The organism is Rhizobium sp. J15, assembly GCF_002531825.1.
In the GTDB taxonomy this organism is placed as follows: Bacteria; Pseudomonadota; Alphaproteobacteria; order Rhizobiales; family Rhizobiaceae; genus Rhizobium.
Genome location: NZ_NWSX01000002.1, coordinates 102,537 through 120,690 on the forward strand (window position 1 = coordinate 102,537; position 18,154 = coordinate 120,690).

General features: G+C 53.4%; 18 protein-coding genes. All 18 read left to right on the forward strand.

Annotated elements, in window-relative coordinates; genetic code table 11:
* Nucleotides 1-16 precede the first annotated feature (16 nt).
* The 18 genes from CO670_RS02475 (at nt 17) to CO670_RS02560 (ending at nt 18,135) form a co-directional block, all read left to right on the forward strand.
* Nucleotides 17-1,315: a glycosyltransferase gene (locus tag CO670_RS02475; protein WP_141502220.1), complete on the forward strand. Its 1,299-nt coding sequence runs from the start codon at nt 17-19 to the stop codon at nt 1,313-1,315.
* A complete protein-coding gene (locus CO670_RS02480; RefSeq protein WP_097588827.1) occupies nt 1,315-2,163 on the forward strand; it encodes a methyltransferase domain-containing protein in 849 nt (282 codons plus the stop codon). Before CO670_RS02475 ends, CO670_RS02480 begins: the two co-directional genes overlap by 1 nt.
* Nucleotides 2,160-2,963 (forward strand): class I SAM-dependent methyltransferase, encoded by an 804-nt coding sequence (locus CO670_RS02485; RefSeq protein ID WP_097588828.1) that lies wholly within the window; start codon nt 2,160-2,162, stop codon nt 2,961-2,963. The genes CO670_RS02480 and CO670_RS02485 overlap by 4 nt, the downstream gene beginning before the upstream one ends.
* Nucleotides 2,964-3,083: 120 nt before the next feature.
* On the forward strand, nt 3,084-3,839 hold the full coding sequence (locus CO670_RS02490) for a phytanoyl-CoA dioxygenase family protein (RefSeq protein WP_176538856.1): 756 nt from the start codon (nt 3,084-3,086) through the stop codon (nt 3,837-3,839).
* A 59-nt stretch (nt 3,840-3,898) separates the two neighbouring features.
* Nucleotides 3,899-5,341, forward strand: a complete 1,443-nt coding sequence (locus CO670_RS02495; protein WP_176538857.1) for a putative sugar O-methyltransferase — start codon at nt 3,899-3,901, stop codon at nt 5,339-5,341.
* Nucleotides 5,338-6,537 (forward strand): methyltransferase domain-containing protein, encoded by a 1,200-nt coding sequence (locus CO670_RS02500; RefSeq protein ID WP_097588831.1) that lies wholly within the window; start codon nt 5,338-5,340, stop codon nt 6,535-6,537. Before CO670_RS02495 ends, CO670_RS02500 begins: the two co-directional genes overlap by 4 nt.
* Nucleotides 6,534-7,859 carry a glycosyltransferase gene (locus tag CO670_RS32440; protein ID WP_141502224.1) on the forward strand — a complete coding sequence of 442 codons (1,326 nt, stop codon included), beginning with the start codon at nt 6,534-6,536 and terminating at the stop codon, nt 7,857-7,859. The genes CO670_RS02500 and CO670_RS32440 overlap by 4 nt, the downstream gene beginning before the upstream one ends.
* A 45-nt stretch (nt 7,860-7,904) precedes the next feature.
* Entirely contained in the window at nt 7,905-8,954 is a 1,050-nt protein-coding gene (gene rfbB, locus CO670_RS02510; RefSeq protein ID WP_097588833.1) for a dTDP-glucose 4,6-dehydratase, read from the forward strand.
* The gene (rfbA, locus tag CO670_RS02515; protein ID WP_097588834.1) at nt 8,951-9,823 is read left to right on the forward strand and encodes a glucose-1-phosphate thymidylyltransferase RfbA; all 873 of its coding nucleotides are present in this window, start codon (nt 8,951-8,953) and stop codon (nt 9,821-9,823) included. The genes rfbB and rfbA overlap by 4 nt, the downstream gene beginning before the upstream one ends.
* Nucleotides 9,824-9,844: 21 nt before the next feature.
* Nucleotides 9,845-10,804: a hypothetical protein gene (locus CO670_RS02520; RefSeq protein WP_097588835.1), complete on the forward strand. Its 960-nt coding sequence runs from the start codon at nt 9,845-9,847 to the stop codon at nt 10,802-10,804.
* Between the two features lie 60 nt (nt 10,805-10,864).
* Complete coding sequence (locus CO670_RS02525) at nt 10,865-11,761, forward strand: methyltransferase, TIGR04325 family (protein ID WP_176538858.1); 897 nt, start codon at nt 10,865-10,867, stop codon at nt 11,759-11,761.
* Between the two features lie 78 nt (nt 11,762-11,839).
* A complete protein-coding gene (locus CO670_RS02530; RefSeq protein ID WP_176538859.1) occupies nt 11,840-12,970 on the forward strand; it encodes a DegT/DnrJ/EryC1/StrS family aminotransferase in 1,131 nt (376 codons plus the stop codon).
* A complete protein-coding gene (locus CO670_RS02535; protein ID WP_176538860.1) occupies nt 12,957-13,400 on the forward strand; it encodes an FdtA/QdtA family cupin domain-containing protein in 444 nt (147 codons plus the stop codon). The genes CO670_RS02530 and CO670_RS02535 overlap by 14 nt, the downstream gene beginning before the upstream one ends.
* Nucleotides 13,397-14,245 carry a glycosyltransferase gene (locus CO670_RS02540; protein WP_097588839.1) on the forward strand — a complete coding sequence of 283 codons (849 nt, stop codon included), beginning with the start codon at nt 13,397-13,399 and terminating at the stop codon, nt 14,243-14,245. The genes CO670_RS02535 and CO670_RS02540 overlap by 4 nt, the downstream gene beginning before the upstream one ends.
* Nucleotides 14,246-14,271: 26 nt before the next feature.
* Nucleotides 14,272-15,273, forward strand: coding sequence for a class I SAM-dependent methyltransferase (locus tag CO670_RS02545; RefSeq protein WP_097588840.1), 1,002 nt, complete (start codon nt 14,272-14,274; stop codon nt 15,271-15,273).
* 70 nt (nt 15,274-15,343) lie between these two features.
* A complete protein-coding gene (locus CO670_RS02550) occupies nt 15,344-16,489 on the forward strand; it encodes a glycosyltransferase (RefSeq protein WP_097588841.1) in 1,146 nt (381 codons plus the stop codon).
* On the forward strand, nt 16,486-17,298 hold the full coding sequence (locus tag CO670_RS02555) for a class I SAM-dependent methyltransferase (protein ID WP_097588842.1): 813 nt from the start codon (nt 16,486-16,488) through the stop codon (nt 17,296-17,298). Before CO670_RS02550 ends, CO670_RS02555 begins: the two co-directional genes overlap by 4 nt.
* Before the next feature lie 39 nt (nt 17,299-17,337).
* Nucleotides 17,338-18,135 carry a glycosyltransferase family 2 protein gene (locus CO670_RS02560; RefSeq protein ID WP_097588843.1) on the forward strand — a complete coding sequence of 266 codons (798 nt, stop codon included), beginning with the start codon at nt 17,338-17,340 and terminating at the stop codon, nt 18,133-18,135.
* The last annotated feature ends 19 nt before the right edge of the window (nt 18,136-18,154 follow it).

An 18,154-nucleotide genomic window follows, 5' to 3' on the forward strand; every position in this document is an offset into this window, starting at 1 on the left:
GGTCTTCTTAATTTATATGGCTTGTTTTCTAAAGGCACCTGAAGGGGATAAAAAGGGTTGCGTCGTATTTACAACGCCAGAACGCGACAATGTCATCCGCAATTCTCCGGGTGTGCGCGCCGCTCTGGAACGTCTGAAGAAGCGCTATCTCATAGGCTTGCATCATAACTGGCACGACTATTCATTCCGTTATGACTCCCTCTTTGATTTCAGCATGGCTGGCGATGGCGATCTGATAGAGGTCGACAATGCGCCATTCGAACGTATTCCGCTTGATGCGTGCAACTTTTCACCGAATTTTTTTCTGCAGCCACGCGCAGCTGAATCGTTTTGGGATATTTTATACGTTGCACGCGCTGTTGCCTTTAAAGGTATCCCTGAACTACTTTCTACGGTCCGCGCGCTTTACGATACAGGACACATGTATCGTGTTCTTTTTATATGCCCCACGCAGAAGAAAACCGAGCTACCGGGAATAGCCGACCTTCGCGAACATTTCGAAGCAATGTTCACACCGAAGGAGCGTCAGTTTTTCACGTTATTGACCTTAGATTGGGATTATCCATTCCCGCTGGATCTCGAGACTCTATCGTTCTTCTACAGAAATAGCCGTATTTTTCTTCATCCGGCTCCGGAAGAGCGCCGTTGCAGGACTGCAGCCTATGCGTGGGCCGGCGGCATGCCCGTTGTGGCGAACGAGCACGTCGCCAGCATTCTGCCCGCCAGCTTCCATAAGCCACCCTATTTATTCAAGTATGAAAATCCGTCAGACATACCAGCGGCTGTGATTAACGCTCTGCAATATACCGAAACAAATGAGACCGATTGGTCTGTGGTATCAGATCAATTTTCTAGTATAAAATCCGCTGCGAGGATCGATGCGATGTTGGGCGAGATTGCCACAGCCTCGGACCGAGGGCTCATGTCGCCGCACCCGATCATGCCAATAGGCCTCGATATTCGACTCGGGCGTCACCACCGGTTAGCGGTGGGCGGCAATCGCATAGGATACTCAATTGAGGAATTTTGTGATGTTTTGATGAAGTGCGGCGACGACGATCTCCTTAGATGTCTGAATGAAGCTGATCCTGAGATCGCCCTCGGCCGATATGTCCAAGACCCACCCGGGGTAACGGAGGACGTTATATCGGGGGGCAAGAGAGGTCACACTTCACCGTTGCCAGAGACTGTTTCATCAACGCGGCGGACGGCTTCTCCCGAAGATGGAGCGGCCGCAGCGGCGCAGCAGCATCGAGTGGGGTGGGCACTCTGGGCAGCATCTCGACGATGGCTAGGAGCCAGAAGGAAACGCTGATGGGTATGCTGATTTACGATGCACTGGTCTTGGGCAGGATTGCACAAGAGATCGCAGAAAGGAAAAGCTGCCTTACACTCGGGGTTCCAACGCTAAATTTTAAGGATGAGCATTTTCTTCATCATTGGACCACGCATCCAAATTTGGCAAATGCGAACATCGGCCGGCAGCCGTTTGATACCTCAGCCGGCTTTTTCCAGAATCTGGGTTTTGAGAATACATCAGCCCTGGACATTTCCGATTACGAAGGGGCCGATATCGTTGCGGATTTGAACGATCCTGATTTGCCTCAGAAGATCGGCAGACAATTCGATGTAATCTATGACAGCGGTACGTTGGAACATATATTCGACGCACCAGCAGCAATGAGGTCAATTGCACAGCTTGTGAGGGTCGGAGGTGTTGTTGTCCATGCGACCCCGAGCAACGGTTTTCTTGACCATGGATTCTGGCAAATCAGCCCTGACCTCTATCGGACTTTTTATAAAAAAGCTGGGTTCGAGGTTCTGACTTCATCGCTGTTCGTATTTGCGGATACCCCATACGCAATGCCCGCAGAGCAAAATCTTTATCGAACCCATGGTCGAAAATACATAACAAGAATGGCGCCAGAGGCGATTCTCGTTTTTGCAGCCCGCAAAACCCATGATGGCGATCTCGGACCGATATCGCTGCAGGAATACTACTCGCATATCCACGCAGATGCGTCGGCGGAGACAACAGCGCGCTTCTTTCTGAAATTCGGCGAAATTCCCGATCCGGATCAGATCCCCGCGCAGTCCGCCGGGCTTAGTGCGCGTGGTGTCCTTTCAGCACTTCTTTCCCGTCTTGGAGTACGAGACCGATGACTCTTATCGACCTCCTGCGGGCGGTTCGTTTGCTTCGGCAGCGGAAATCCGATTCAGAAGCAGCAATGGCGATCGAGCTAGCTGGCGGCAGGCTCATTTACGACAGGCATGTAAAGCTGGGCTCTTTCGAAAAACGGGAAGTTGCCGTCAATACCGGAATTAATAAAGAGATCGACGCACGCCGGATTATTTTCGACACGCAGACTCCGAGTGGCCTCTTCTTCGAGATCGGAAGTGGCAGCGGCGATCTGACTTATTTGCTTGGCATACAAGGCAACTTCAAGTTCGATGAACGGGAGCGCGAAAAAAACCGGGCACGGTTCGAACAGAAATTTCAATATCGAGGGAATGATCTTGAGGGCGATGTGGAGCGTAATATCCTCGGGGGTGATATCTGCTCGCCGAGCTTCCTTCAGAGTTCAGGTTGCAAGCCCGAATCTGCGTCCGTAGTGTATTCCAACAATGTCTTCGAGCATCTGCGCCAACCTTGGATTGCTGCGGAAAATGCTTATCGCATTCTCAAACCTGGTGGCGTTTGCATCACGGTTGTCCCATTCTCCCAACGCTATCATGAGTCGCCAGGTGATTATTTTCGATATACGCATACCGGCTTGGCGTCTCTGTTTGAGAACGTAGGTCCGGTCGAAGAGATATTGAGTGGCTATGACATTCTCGGCCGTCGAAATAATTGGCAAGGCGGCGGCAAGGCCAACGACTTGGTGCCGGTGGATGCGTTTGGCGCTTGGCGCGAAACGTGGTTTACGTTTTACGCTTTCAGAAAACCTCTAGTACAGCCGTAGGGTGCAATGATGTTGAGCATTAAGAACGGGATTGACGCCAGGAACTATTGGAGATCGATCTTAAGGTCGCAGCAAGAGCACGCCCTGCCCGTTAAAGCAGAGGAACTCTCGGCGTATCTGATGTCCGTGCGTTCGGATTCTGCGGACATCGTGAAGCGTATCGCTTCCGACGGAGTTGCAGTTATCGAGAACTATTGGTCAGCTGAGCAATGCGGCAAGGCGCTTACCGAAATGGACAGCGCGATCGACACTTATCCCGATTGCGTGAGGAAGTTTTCCGGTGGCGCAGACATGCGGATGTTCGGCGTCGAAATGGTCAGCGAAACAGCGCGGCTTTTTCACGAGGATAAATACCTTCGATCAATGGGGGAACTTATTGGCGGCTGTGGCCTCTATAATTTTGCGACGCTCGGTGCGCGAATTGATGCGACCGACACCAACCGTGGCTCGGGCGACGGCTGGCATCGCGACGCCTTCGGCTTCCAGTTCAAGGCGATTATCTATCTCTGCGACGTAACACCAGAAAACGGGCCGTTTGAATATATTCCTCGCAGCCACAAGGAATGGCGGGTTGCGATCGATTCGGCGCTCGGCCGCCTGCCAGTTCCACCGGAAAGCCGGATCGAGGATGCCCGAGTCCAAAAGATGATTGCCTCCGGCGCGGCTTCGTCCAAGACATTTATCGGCAAGGCAGGAACACTTGTGCTAGCGAATACGACCGGTGTTCACCGAGGCACTCCGTTGCTCCACGGCCGCCGCTATGCCTTGACCAACTATTACTATCACCATTTCCAGATCGGCGAGACGATGCTGCAGAAATTTGCACCGATGATGCCTGGTACGGCCGAGCGCATCGCCGACATGATCGCGAGTTAAAAGTGGGAACCTTGCTCTTCAGGGGGCGAGGCTGAGTTCTTATGAGACAGGCGCCGCATATGACTTCGATCCAGAAGCTGAAGAGTAATTTTTCGTTGGTCCAAGATCTGATCGACACCGAGGCAAAGAAATCGGCTGCAACCGTTTGGGGGCGAACATCTGAATTCTGGGAAGGCATCTTCAGTGAGCGATCCAATTTTCCTTCAATGGTTGATTTCCTCGCATTTCGACGAGGAGATTTTGGCTATGGCATGGCCGACGAACGGCAAGGCGAACTTGCCCGGGAAGAGGAGCATGCGCGTCGAACCAGCGAAATATTTCGCCAGACGGTCGATCCTCGCCGGATTGGTGAATTGGACGAATCCTCGCTGGGTGCTCCCTTCGTCTTCGAGAATTTCGGCGCTTTGCGCAGCGCGGCTTTCTGGACGAACGCAACAACAGCCATACGCATAAGGGACCTCGTACAGCGTCATCATGCCAGCCCGGCAAACACCCTGAGCGTGCTGGAAATTGGTGCGGGTTGGGGTTGTGTGTCCGATCTGTTGCATCAACTGCTGGAGATCGGCAGCTACACGATCATCGACCTTCCAGAAAATTTGTTTCTGTCAACCAATTACGTAGCAGCGACACGAGACGTTCGCCTTGTCCCCCTCAGAATTACTGGACCAAAGATCCAAAGCATAGCGCCGGGTTCTCTTGCTTTTGGACTTCCGGGTTGCTTGCCTGTTATTGACCATAAATATGATGTCATCATCAATAGCTTCAGCCTGCAGGAGATGGATCTTGCAACTGTAAAAGGTTATTTTTCCTGGATAGCCGACATATTGGCGCCAGGTGGCATATTCTTATCATTTAACTCTCATGGCAAGGCAGGCGTATTGAAGCCGTCAGACTATCCTCTGTCCGGTTTTCGCATCCGCGAGTTGGGCATGTTTCGGGTCTATCCCTCCGGACTATTGAATACGATCCCCTATGAAATGGTTCTCTCAGCGGCTCCTGACGATGCCGGGTGTGACGAAAACACACTGGATGTTCTTGGGTGCCTCATGCAATTCGGGCTCGGAGATGATCTGAAGGATATTTGCGCAAGCTTCGTTGCAGGCGACATCGACAAAGATACGCAATCGGCGTTGAACGACCTTGGCGGATTTTTCTCATCCTCCCGCTCCGATCGAGCAAAGGCTCTTACTAAGCGGGCGGAGCAGATGCTCCCAGCCATCACATCCTATCTGCGTGCCATGGATGCTTTTGCCGCGGGTGAAATGGCGGCAGCAAAGATCGCATTCTCCGAAGCTCTCCGGCTTCGGCTAAGCGGGTTTGCAAAATTGCGGGCATGCGCGCACATGGCGATCATCGATCGTCGCAAGGAACTCGCCCTGTGGGACGAGGATTTCCATGCGCTCTTCGCTTATCCGGAGCTGAAACGCATTCTTGAAGCCTCTGACGGCGGCCCATTCAAGCTGCAGTTTGAAAAAATCGTGTCGGTGAATCTTAGATCATGAACGCGCTGAACAAATCACCGTTGCGGGGAGCTGCTGCGGCATTGTTAAGAGATATCGCCACGCGGTTGCGCAAAGGAGTCACCGTTCCGCTGACCGGCGTCAATATTTCCGTAAATGTGGCACGCCTTCAGAGCGGTGGCATTGTTTCCCAAGCCGCAATAACGACCGAAGCCTGCGATAAACAGAAAACGCTCGACGATGTGGCTTTAAGGATATTGCGAGGGCATATACGCGCTGTGCTGGAAAAATGCCCCGAGCTGAAGCGCTTCTATCATCCTCTGCTTGAAAGTAATCTCGAAAAGACAAATGCGTTTCTGGATTTTTTGAACGATACGCTTGTTGTATTCGAGAATAATGCCCGTGGCGTCCACGTTCGCCGGCAATTGGCGAAACTGCGCGAAAAGATCGGGGAGGACGATGTAGCGCAGATCGTCAATCAGCAGATTGCCATCAGCGATCTCGACGATGGTGTTATCGAACGTGCTTTGATCCTCATTGACGACCGACAATACGGCGAAAAAGTCGCAAGTGATGTCCAGGCGTTCGATGATAGCTACGAGGCGTCTCCACCGTTCTTGGCATTTACCAGAAGCAATCTAAACTTCCAGGGAGACGTCCGAGGCAATAGCCTCGTTTGGTTTTTAAGACAAAATCCAGGCATTATTGCTGGAAAGCGGATACTGCACATCGCACCCGAGGATGTAGTTTCACATTATATTCTGGAGCATCAACAAGAGCTGAATTGCACCTATGAGACGCTCGACGGCTTCAGTAGCACTGTAGATTATGCGCAGGATATTACGAACCTCCAGTTTTCGACCGGTATGTTCGATTTGATTATCTGTCATCGGGTTCTGGAACACGTAGTTGACGATCTGAGCGCCATGGCGTCGATGTTCAGAATATTGTCGCCAGGTGGAGTGCTCGATATATCCGTCCCACAAAGTATGAATCTCGCTACGACGAATGAATGGATCGCGCAGGATTCTACGCATCACGATCACGTTCGCCAATATGGGCGCGATTTTGCTTTCCGATTGTGTTCGGTCGGATTCGAAGTTTCGGTTGAGCGAGGTCTATTGGAACGGGATCTAACGGATCACCGCTCGGATGGCACCTATCCGATGCGCCACTATATTTGCAGGAAGCCGATAGATAGCGTGGATACCGCGAAAGGCGGAGCGTTCGCTTTGTGACAGCCTTCCCTATCTATCTCGTCAATCCTATTTCCGGTCACGGCCATTTGGATGCCTATGCTCGTCTTTATGCACGGGCTCTCGCCGAACTTGGCCATCAGGTTATTCTGCTTGCTCCTTCGGACGGTGGAACAACCGCCTATCTCAAGCGCAACACTCCCACCGCGCTCAAAAATTTTCGGTTCTTTTCATTCGATGCACTTGATGATGAGTTGCGCTCACGTAGCAACAATCCACGCGCCAACCTTTCCACAATTGCACGTGCGCGCCTGGTGTTGGCAGAGGAAGGTTTGTCAGGCATTCATGGCAGGCTTCGCCTGTATTTATCACGCATTATCATGCGACTATCCCCCGCTGTGGGGACATTTCTTGGTTTGAACCGGAGCAACCCCCGTATCTCTTTTGCGCCGTTTCCCGGCAGGATCGATCTTGCTCGTGAGTGGAGCAATCTTCCCGAGGGGCTGATCTTTTTTCTCTATTTGGACATGATGGCGGAAGATCAGCAAAGCCTTGAAACATTGCATGGCGATATTTCGCCTTGGGGTGGAATCCTGTTCCATCCAAGAAATAGCGAGAGCCTGCGAAGCAAGGGGCCCGAACAATATCTCCTGACGCCGATGGCACGCGGAGCGCTTTTTCTCGTCCCCGAAGCGGCGGAGGACTATCGCTCTGCTTGCGATAACCTATCTGTCACGGTCGTTCCTGATGTCGCTGATCTCGAGCCCGCCGAACAACCGGCCGCCATCGCCCGTAGCATCCGCGCGAGGGCAGCTGGCAGAACGGTCGTTCTGCAGGTCGGAACGCTCACACCGCACAAGGGCATTCTCGATCTCCTGGAAGTCGTTCCCAGAGCCGATTCTGAACGCTTCTTCTTCGCTTTCGTCGGCAAGGTCTACGAGGAGGCATTCGGCGACGACGCCGGCCGGGTCAGGGATTTCTTTTCCAATCCTCCTGAAAACGTTCTCGTGTACAATGGCTTCATCGATGATGAACGCGACTACAATTCGATCGTCGCCTCAGCCGACGTCGCCTTTGCCGTGTATCGGAATTTTCCAAGCTCCAGCAATATCCTGACAAAGGCCGCCGAATTCAATATCCCCCTTCTCGTCAGTGATCGTTACATGATGGGGCAACTGATCCGTGAATACGACATTGGCATCGCTGTGCCCGAGGGCAACTCGGACCGCATTCTGACCGGTCTAACAACGGCTGCGGAACGCGAATGGCCCAGTGAGAATTTTCAAGCCTATGTTCGCGAGCGATCGATCGAACGGTTGAAAATGGTGCTCGGAGAGGCAATAAGAACTTGGCACATGCGGTAAATGCCATTAGGTAGCGCCGACTTGGATATCGGAAAGCAGAGCAGAATGAAGACTGTAATTGTTACTGGCGGCTGTGGATTTATCGGTTCCCACTTCATCGAGGTTCTTCTTGAGAAGGGATATCGCGTCGTCAATGTCGACGCTTTGACCTATGCCGGTGACCCCATCAATACGCGGAGCTTCGCCGACAAGGACAACTATGCCTTTCTGCACGCCGACATTGGCGACAGCGCTCTGATTGCGGATGCTCTATATAAGTTTCGTCCGCATATGGTTTTCAATCTGGCGGCGGAAAGCCACGTGGACCGCTCGATCGACAACGCGACACCTTTCCTTACAACAAACGTCATTGCAGTCCACAGCCTCCTCGATACCTGCCTTGTTTACTGGCGCAAGCTAAGCGAGATCGAAAAGGCCGAGTTTCTCTTCGTCCAGATGTCGACCGACGAAGTCTATGGCTCCATCAGCGAAGGCGTCTTCACCGAAGAAAGCAATTATGCTCCCAATTCGCCCTATGCAGCATCGAAGGCCGCCGGCGATCACCTTACACGGAGCTACCGGGTAACCTATGGCTTGCCTACGGCGATCGTGCATGCCTCCAATACCTATGGTCCGCGTCAGTTTCCAGAAAAGCTCATACCGCATATGATTGCTTCGGCATTGGCCGGTAAACAGCTTCCGGTTTACGGAGCCGGCGACCAGGTTCGCGACTGGATGTATGTAGGCGACGTTGCGCGAGGGCTCGAGTATGTGGTCGCGGAAGGCAAAACTGGAGGCGTATACAATTTCGCCGGCGGACAGGAACGTCGCAACATCGATACCGTCAAATCAATCTGTGCGATCCTCGATACGCTTGTTCCAAAGCAAGAATCCTACGCCGGATCCATCAGCCACGTTACGGACCGGCCGGGCCACGACGCGCGTTACGCCATGAGCAGTGAGAATGTCGGGCGTCTATTTGGGTGGAAGCCCGAGACCGCCTTCGAAGATGGTCTTGCAAAGACAGTCAGTTGGTATCTCGAAAATGGCAGCTGGATGGATTATATCCGCAACCGAGGATATTCCATACAGCGCATCGGGGGCGCCGATACATGAGACGCGGCATTGTTTTGGCAGGCGGCAGCGGAACCCGACTTGCACCTTTGACGACGGCGGTGAGCAAACAATTGCTGCCGATCTACGACAAACCGATGATATATTATTCGCTTTCGGCGCTGCTGTTGAGCGATATCCGAGAGATTTTAATAATCTCGACCCCGCGCGACCTTCCGCTGTTCCAGCATCTTCTTGGAGACGGCGCACGCTTTGGAATCAGTTTGCACTATGCGGTCCAGGAAAATCCAAACGGCCTAGCGGAAGCCTTCATCATCGGAGAGAAGTTTCTGGATGGCTTGCCCAGCGCACTGGTTCTCGGCGATAATGTTTTCTACGGCGAAGGGTTTTCGGATCATCTGATGACCGCGAGCAGCCGGACGCGAGGGGCGACGGTCTTCAGCTATCCTGTTCAGAACCCGAGAGATTTTGGCGTCGTTTCCTTCGGCGCCGATGGGCGGGCTTTGGCAATCGAGGAAAAGCCGGAAAAGCCGAAGTCTAACGCCGCCGTAGTCGGCCTTTACTTTTATGATGAACGTGTCGTGCAGTTTGCGCATGAACTTACGCCTTCGGCACGTGGAGAGCTTGAGATAACCGACATCAACAAGCGCTATCTCGAAATTGGCGACCTTTATGTCGAGCAGCTTGGCCGCGGATTCGCCTGGCTCGATACCGGTACCTTCACATCGATGCTTGACGCGACCAACTTTGTCGCGACACTGCAGCGCCGCCAGGGTTTGCGCATCGCCTGTCTTGAAGAAATCGCATTCCGAAAGGGCTGGATTTCTGAAACCGACCTGCTCTCTCATGCCGAACGCTACAAGAACAGCGAGTACGGCAAATATGTACTGGAACTTCCTAATTTCGTTTGAGAGAGACTGAGTGTCCGAGCAATGACCGTTCATTTCTGCACGCTGTTCGACATGCGCTACGCGACACGCGGGCTGGCCATGCTTGAAAGCCTTCATGCCAGCTTCAAGGGCCACATGACGGTCACCATTCTCGCGATGGACGATCGAGTGCCGGCGTTGATCCAAACAATGGGCCGTGCAGAATGGAAGGTCCTAACTGTTGATATGATGGGCGATGCTGAGCTGATCACAACTCGCAATACCCGTCCGCATCGGGAGTTCTGCTGGACGTGCGCTCCAGCATTTTCAGCGCATATAGTCAATCAAAGCAAAGACGGTGACCTCGTCGTCTATGTCGATGCCGATTTGTTCTTTTTCGGGTCTCCACAGGTCCTTCTGGATGAACTTGCCGATGACGGCACAATTCTCATTCACGAGCATCGCTATTCAGCTGACCGTTTGCACTACGAACCTTCTTCCGGTCGTTTCAACGTCGGCTTCGTCGCGTTCCGTGTCGGTGATGAAGCGCGAAGCTGCGTGAGCCGCTGGCGCCAGCAGGTTCTCGACAAGTGTGTTCTCGATCCGGAAAACGGCTACTGCGGTGACCAGGGATATCTGAACGAATGGCCATCGCTCTATCCGGGATTACGCATTCTCAAGAATCTCGGCGGGGGAGTTGCGCCGTGGAATCTCGTAACCTACACGGTTGGCGGGGATGCAGCGCAGCCGGTAGTCGATGACGCTCCCGTCGTGTTTTTCCACTATCATGCGTTTCGGACGGTATCCGTAGCAGGGCTCGCACATATCGCAGCCATTCCCGCATGGGGATATGATTTTTCAAAATCAGCGAAGCGTCTTCTCTTTGCCAATTATGCAAGCCGGATTCGGAAGATCAGTTACCAAGCCAGAAAGGCCGGGTTCATGACTGCGGCGGATACAAGTCATCCGCTAAGGGATGCCATCCGCTCCTGGCTAGGTGGTAATCTTATTTTAGCGATCTAGACGCAGTCGACCCGAACCGGGGTTCCCGGGGTGGCCTGACGCGAAAATATGAGGGGTGAGATGGCAAACGCAAGACAGGTGATCGTTCGATTACTACCGCCAATTCTCGCCGATCTTCTGCGCGCCGCAAAGCATCGTGTCGGACATGCCAACTCTTTCAAAGAAGCTTTGGGAAATGCCGTCTCCGGGGAAAGGCCTGAATGGGAAGCCGTCCCCGCCGATCGGTGGACCGCAAGCAATGGTTGGCTTCATCCTTCGATTGTGGCAACGCAGATCGAGAAGTGGCGAGAGTTCTCGCGATCTATCCAAAGTCCGGAACCCTTCGGCAAGTCTCACGAGGCCAATCCCGAAGCCGCTATCAATATCAGTGCCCATAACATTACCATGACGTTCGGCTATGCTGTCGGTAGGGTCGTCGTTGAAAAACAAAGCGGCGATGCAACGCGACTTCTCGACTGGGGCGGCGGGATCGGCCACTATGCCTCACTTGCACGCGAGCTGTTTCCCGGTGTTCATTTTGACTATGTAATCCGAGAACTCGAGACTTTGGCAGAGGCAGGTCGGCCACTTTTGCCGCAGGTTCGCTTTCTTTGCGATGATGACCAGGCGCTGTCGCAATCTTATGATTTGATCTTTGCCAGCAGCTCGCTGCAGTACAGCCGAGATATTTATGGCCTTCTGTCGAAGATGGCAGAAAGCGGCAGCCGGTGGATAATGGTCTGTCGTATGCCGTTCATCGATCATGCGGACGATTTCGTCGTGCTGCAGCGTCCGCATCGCTATGGCTATAATACCGAATACACAGGCTGGTTTCTCAATCGCTTCAAATTTATCGACTTTATGAAAGCGAAAGGCTATCGGCTTGATCGGGAATTTCTGAACGACGAACGCCCCTTTGTGCCAAATGCAGTAGAACAGTGCACTTACAGGGGCTATCTGTTTGAAAAGATACGCTGACGTCAGCGTTGGTCTTACGAGGATGGCCAGCCAGTTTGTCGGCAGGAACTGAACGTTTTTGAAGGGAGATTTCTTCTCGTGGACGCAGTGACGGAAAGCACAGTCGGCCTTGCCGATCCGAGACGCGATCTTGCTCGATTTGAAGACCAGTTGGTTGAGGCCGCAAGACGTGTCATTGCCAGCGGCTTCTACATCAATGGAACCGAGGTACGCTTTTTCGAAGAAACGATGGGACGGGCTCTCGGTCTCGAATCGCCGGTCGTCGGTGTCGGCAGCGGAACGGATGCGCTGATCATGGCGTTGCTTGCAGCCGGCATTGGTTCTGGCGACGAAGTCATCGTCCCCTCGCATACGGCAGGTCCCAGCGTCGCCGCCATTCGTGCAGTTCTTGCCACTCCAGTGTTCGTCGACGTCGAGGCAGATACTGCCTGTGTCGATCCCGATTGCGTAGCGCAGGCTGTATCGCCGAGGACCAAAGCTATTCTGGCCGTTCACCTTTACGGCCATCCCGCGGATATGGATCGGCTAAAGCCAATAGCGAAACGTCACGACCTCGTCCTTATCGAAGATTGTGCGCAGGCGCAGGGTGCGCTACTCCATGATCGACCCGTGGGCTCGATTGGGGACCTCGGCTGCTTCTCTTTTTACCCGACGAAGAATCTCGGCGCCATTGGCGATGGCGGCGCGGTCAGCGGCAGCAAAGAACGGCTGAAAATCGTTCGCAAGCTCAGAACCTATGGCTGGAGCGAGCCTCAATATTCTGATCTCGCGCTCGGGCGCTGTTCCCGCCTTGACGAAATTCAGGCCGCCTTCCTCAACGTGAAGTTTTCGACGTTGGACACAGACGTCAAGAGCAGGCGGCGCATCGCTGAAATATATAAGAATCGGCTTTCTGATCTGCCGATCGAGCTACCTGTAGAACGGCCTGGGGCCTATCACGCCTACCATCTCTTCGTCGTCAAGACGGCTTCCCGTGATCCGCTTCGTGAATATCTTTCTAGGGCTGGCATCATGACAGGGCTTCACTATCCATTCCCTGTGCATGTCCAGCCGGGCCTTTCCCAAGGTGCACGCACTGCGGGCTCGCTCGTCGTAACGCTTGATCTTCAAGCAAAAATCCTGAGCCTGCCGCTCTTCGTCACCATGACAGATGCAGAGATCGAAAGGGTTGTCACAAGCGTGCAAGATTTCTTCCGTGGCAGGCATTGAGATGGCCGGCACAGCTCTCGATAAGATTACACGTGGAAAGGTCAGCCTATTCAAAGATGCCCGCGGAGCACTTGGGGTGGTCGATTTTTCCAAAGAGATTCCTTTTACGCCGGTACGAATGTTCTGGATTCATGATGTGCCGACAGGCGGACAACGTGGCGCCCACGCACACAAAGCCTGCACCCAGTTCATCATATGTGGCCAAGGGCAAATAGAAATCGACGCGTTTGACGGCACGCGGAGAGAGGAAATCAAGCTATCCGCAGGCGAATATGTCAACCTCGTTCCCGGTATCTTCGCGACGCTGACCTTTCCCCAGGAACATTCAACAGTGACGGTACTTTGCGACCGTCCGTACGAAGCAGATGATTATATCTACGACGCAGAGATGCTTGCGAGAGGTTCTATCGTTGCGGATGGGCGCAAGTGAACTTCAGTGTTTTCGTGCTTGTTCCCGTCTTCAACAGGCTGCACCATACCCAAACGATGGTGGAGTGCCTACGCGCTCAGGAAACCGAGGCAAAGCTCGTCATTGTCATCATAAATGACGGATCAACCGACGGGACAGCCGAATATCTCGCCGAGCAACCCGACCTGGTCGAACTGAAGGGTGACGGCACTCTATTTTGGGGCGGGGCTATGGAGCGTGGCCTGCAATACGCGCTGCCACGCTGCTCGGAAGACGACTACATTCTGTTCCTGAACAATGATACGTATTTTGCTCCCGGATATGTCGACGCTCTCGTTCGAGCGAGTCGGGAGAATGGCGATGCCGCAGTTGGCAGCATGATTCATGATGCGAATGTCCAGCCGCCGCTTGTTAGCATCGGGGCTCGCGTCAATGTGGCTCGGATACGGGTTACGGATATCATCGACGAACTTTCGGCTGCCGAGCGGACTGATCCAGCGGAATTCTATTTTCCTGATGCTCTTTCCGGGCGGGGCACATTATTTCCAGCTGTCATCTTCAGACAGTATGGAACTTTGGTACCGAAGCTCTTGCCACATTATTTTGCGGACTACGAATTGTCGATGCGCTTCCGACGCAAAGGAGTGCGGCTGGTAGTATCTCGTGATGGTTTCGTCATCTCCCCTCCGATCTACGGGAACTCAACGGAAGGAATGACCTTAACGGAGCGACTTTTCAGCATTCGCTCTTCGAGAAACCTGCGCCATACCCTGACGTTCTTTTGCTTGGTGGGAACACCAATGCAACGTCTGACTGCACCTTTACGGCTGCTTGCTAAAGCTATATGGCAGGGCGTCAGACGATAGGTATTTGAGAGCGAGACGGAATTTTCATGGCGGCAGGGAACATCGGGGCATGTATCGCGTGTGGCGGTAAGAACGAGCCTTTCATCGATCGCATCTGGGATGATCGTTATGGCAGCCCGGGGATATTCTCTGTCTTGAAATGCGAGAATTGCGGCCAGATGGTCACCGCCCCCCCTTTGTCGGAAGCTGATCTTCCCGATCTCTACAGTCGCTACTACCCACGTGGCAACGTCGATTTTGGCGCGATCGAGCGTGAAGCAGCGGCGGTGACGATGCCTGGAGCATCTGAGAAAAGGCATCGTGAAGGCACGGACAATCAAGGACACTATGCCGTGCTACCTGGACAAACTGTCCTCGACATTGGCTGCGGCTCGTGTGTTTCACTGCTTGAGGTTCGCAATCTCGGCGGTACGGCGTTTGGCGTCGAGGCGGATCCGAACGTGCGGGCGATCGCCGAGCATTTCGGCCTGAATGTTCATATCGGCAATATTCACGATAATCCCTTTCCCGGTCAAACATTCGATTTGATCGTACTCAACCAGGTCATTGAACATGTTCCCGAGCCCTTGGCGCTGTTACGTCTTGTGCGCGAGCGGCTAGCTCCGGGTGGCAAGGTTATTCTTGCATTTCCGAATACCGGATCGCTAAACCGGAAGTTTTCCCGTGGGAAGTGGATCAATTGGCATATTCCGTACCATTTGCACCATTACAATAAGAAGTCTTTCGGGCTCATCGCTGCCAAGACCGGCTATCGCGTCGCCAGCATGAAGACGATTACACCGAATGTGTGGACGATCCTGCAGTTGCGGGCATTTGGTGACGTTGCTGCCGAGGGTCAAGCATCCTCCGCATGGACGGGTCGAGGTCCTTCCGTTCCCTCGACGAGTTCGTTCGCTATGCGGTGGAAAAACCGCTTCGCATCGCGTGTTTCCGGTACGGCGGGCAGAACAATGACGTACGTCAACAGACTAGTGGACCGCCTGGGCTTCGGCGACAGCCTTCTCGTCGTTCTGCAAAAGCAAGACTGAGAGCCAGGCTTCAATAGCTCGTGCAGCTGTCGATCGGCTAAGTGAACGGCAGCAAAGGAAGCAGATTCGGATGCGGATCGTCATTTTCGATACCTACTATCGGCAATTTCTCTCGCGGCATTATGCCGCCAATCCCGCGCTTGCTCTTGAAAGCTTCGACGATCAACGGTGCAGCCTGCTCTCGCAATTCTTCGGCACGTCGGATTTTTACTCCCACCATCTTAATGATCTCGGCTGGGAGGCGCATGACCTGATCGGCAATTGCGTGCCCCTACAAATGGCATGGGCTCGCGAGAACGACTTTCCCATCCGCGAATTTTCACTCAAAATACCACATCGCTTTTTTCGAGTGCCGTTGGTCGGACCATTGCTTTCCTCCATGCCGGGCCTTCTCGACGTTGCCATCGCTCAGATCCGCAAACTGAAGCCCGACGTTCTCTATTGCCAGGATCTAAGCTTTTTCCCCAGCCGCGTCCTGAAAGAGCTGAAACGCGATACCCGCTTGATCGTCGGCCAGATCGCCTCCCCACTACCCCCAACGGATTTTCTTTCCGGTTACGATCTTATTCTCACCTCCTTTCCCCATTTTGTGGATCGCATTCGGGGGCTGGGTATCAAATCGGAATATTTTCGTATCGCTTTCGAGCGCCGAGTTCTCAATGCGCTAGGCGCCGTCGAGAAGGATATCGATATCTCCTTTGTTGGCGGCATCAGTCCCCATCATAAAAATGCAATCCCGATCCTCGAACATCTCGCGCGCACCACGAAAATCGCGTTCTTCGGTTATGGAGCAAAGAACCTGCCGCAGGATTCGCCGATTCTTGCCGCTCACCGGGGGGAGGTCTGGGGCCTCGACATGTATCGTGCGCTCGCGCGAAGCCGCATCACGATCAATCGACATATCGCGGTCGCAGAAAACTATGCCAACAATATGCGACTCTACGAGGCAACAGGCGTCGGTTCTCTTCTTCTAACCGACAGCAAGAGCAATCTCGGCGATCTTTTCGTCGAAGGGCAGGAAGTCGTACCCTATTCGGATGCGCGCGACGCTGTGGAAAAAATCAATAAATTGCTGCAAGAACCCAATGAGATTAGTCGAATTGCGGCGGCTGGCCAGCGGCGGACGTTGGCTGAGCATACCTATGAGCACCGCATGCATGAACTCATCGGTATTCTCGAACATCACATCGACGGCCGCCGAGGGAGGCTTGCATGAAAGCCTTTACACGTCGCCTGTTGAAGAGATACCCCCGGCTACAAGATGCCGCGAAGTTGCTGATGGGTATTGTCGATCCACGCTTCGGCGTATCGTCACGATATGCCCTCGTAGCGGGAGACGAGGTTTCGACGGAAGCGGAACGGTTGGCCAAATCGTGGACGGCGGCCTCCATTCCTGCCCGCCAGCGGCAGCTGGTCGACCGGCAATTGCAGGATTTCGCCTCCGGAAAATCCATCCAAGCCTTCGATGTTTTCGTCGATCTGCTGAAACCGCACGCTCAAGAAGGGCATACGCGAAGCCTGCTCGAGATCGGCTGTTCCAGCGGCTACTATTCTGATGTCCTGAGACTTCGCGGCCTTCCTTTCGCTTACAGCGGATGCGACTATTCACCTGCCTTCATAGCAATGGCGCAAAGCCATTATCCCGAAATTGATTTCCGCGTAGAGGATGCGACGCGGCTGACCTATCCCGACGCGTCTTTCGACGCCGTTGTCTCAGGTTGCTGCCTGCTGCATATTCCCGACTACGAAGCAGCGATAGCCGAAACAGCGCGTGTTGCGCGCGATCTCGTCCTGTTTCACCGTACACCATTGGTGATCGGCAGACCGACCGAAGTTTTCACAAAAGCCGCCTATGGAGTCGAGACGATCGAAATTCATCTTTCCGATGCATTGTTCTATCAGCTGCTGGCCAATCACGGGCTGAAAGTTGTTCAAACTGCAACCCTCTCGACCGACCAGACACCACGCGGCCCCTCGGAAGTCATCAGCATCCTCTGCCGCAAAACGGAGCCGTCGCATGCATAACCATTGCGTTGCTATTTCAATAATGGCTGCGATGTTTCCATGACGACAACTGCCTCCACTTGTGCTGCGCGACCCCACATCACCTTGATTACCGTTTGCTGGAATGTGGAAAAAACCATTGCAAGCACCTTGGCCTCCGTCGACGCTCAGACGTTCCGGAACTTCGAACATCTGATCATCGACGGTGGCTCGACGGACGCGACCCTGTCAATCATCGCTGCCGCCGGCAATCGTGTGGTTTTCTCAGGCCCCGACAAAGGCATCTATGACGCGATGAATAAGGGAATCGCCCGGGCATCGGGAGATATCATCGGCTTCCTTAATGCGGACGACATGTTCGCGAGCAATCTGGCTCTTGAAACGATTGCCAGTGCACTTGAAGATGAAAACTTCGATTGCTGTTATGGCGATCTGATCTATGTCTCGCAACAGGATACCAGCAGGCAGGTTCGATACTGGAAGTCTTCCCCATTTACGGCCGGGGCCTTCCGCAGAGGATGGTGCCCTCCGCATCCAACATTTTATGTCCGTCGTGCAGTCTATGAAAAATATGGCGTCTTCGACCTACGCTATTCTCTTGCAGCCGATATCGAATTGATGATGCGATTCCTCGAAAGAGCTCGCATTACCTCTCTCTATATTCCGGAGATATTGGTAAAAATGCGTCTTGGGGGAGCGACGAACAAGAGCTTCAGCAACATCCGGCGACAGAACGCTGAGATTCTTCATGCACTGGCAATGCATGACCTCAAAGTTTCGCGACTTGCGTTCTGGGCGCCCAAGCTTGTAAACCGCCTGCGGCAATTTCTTAGGAAGAGACAGGAAACAAGGGATTGAACATATAGCAGATGCGTTA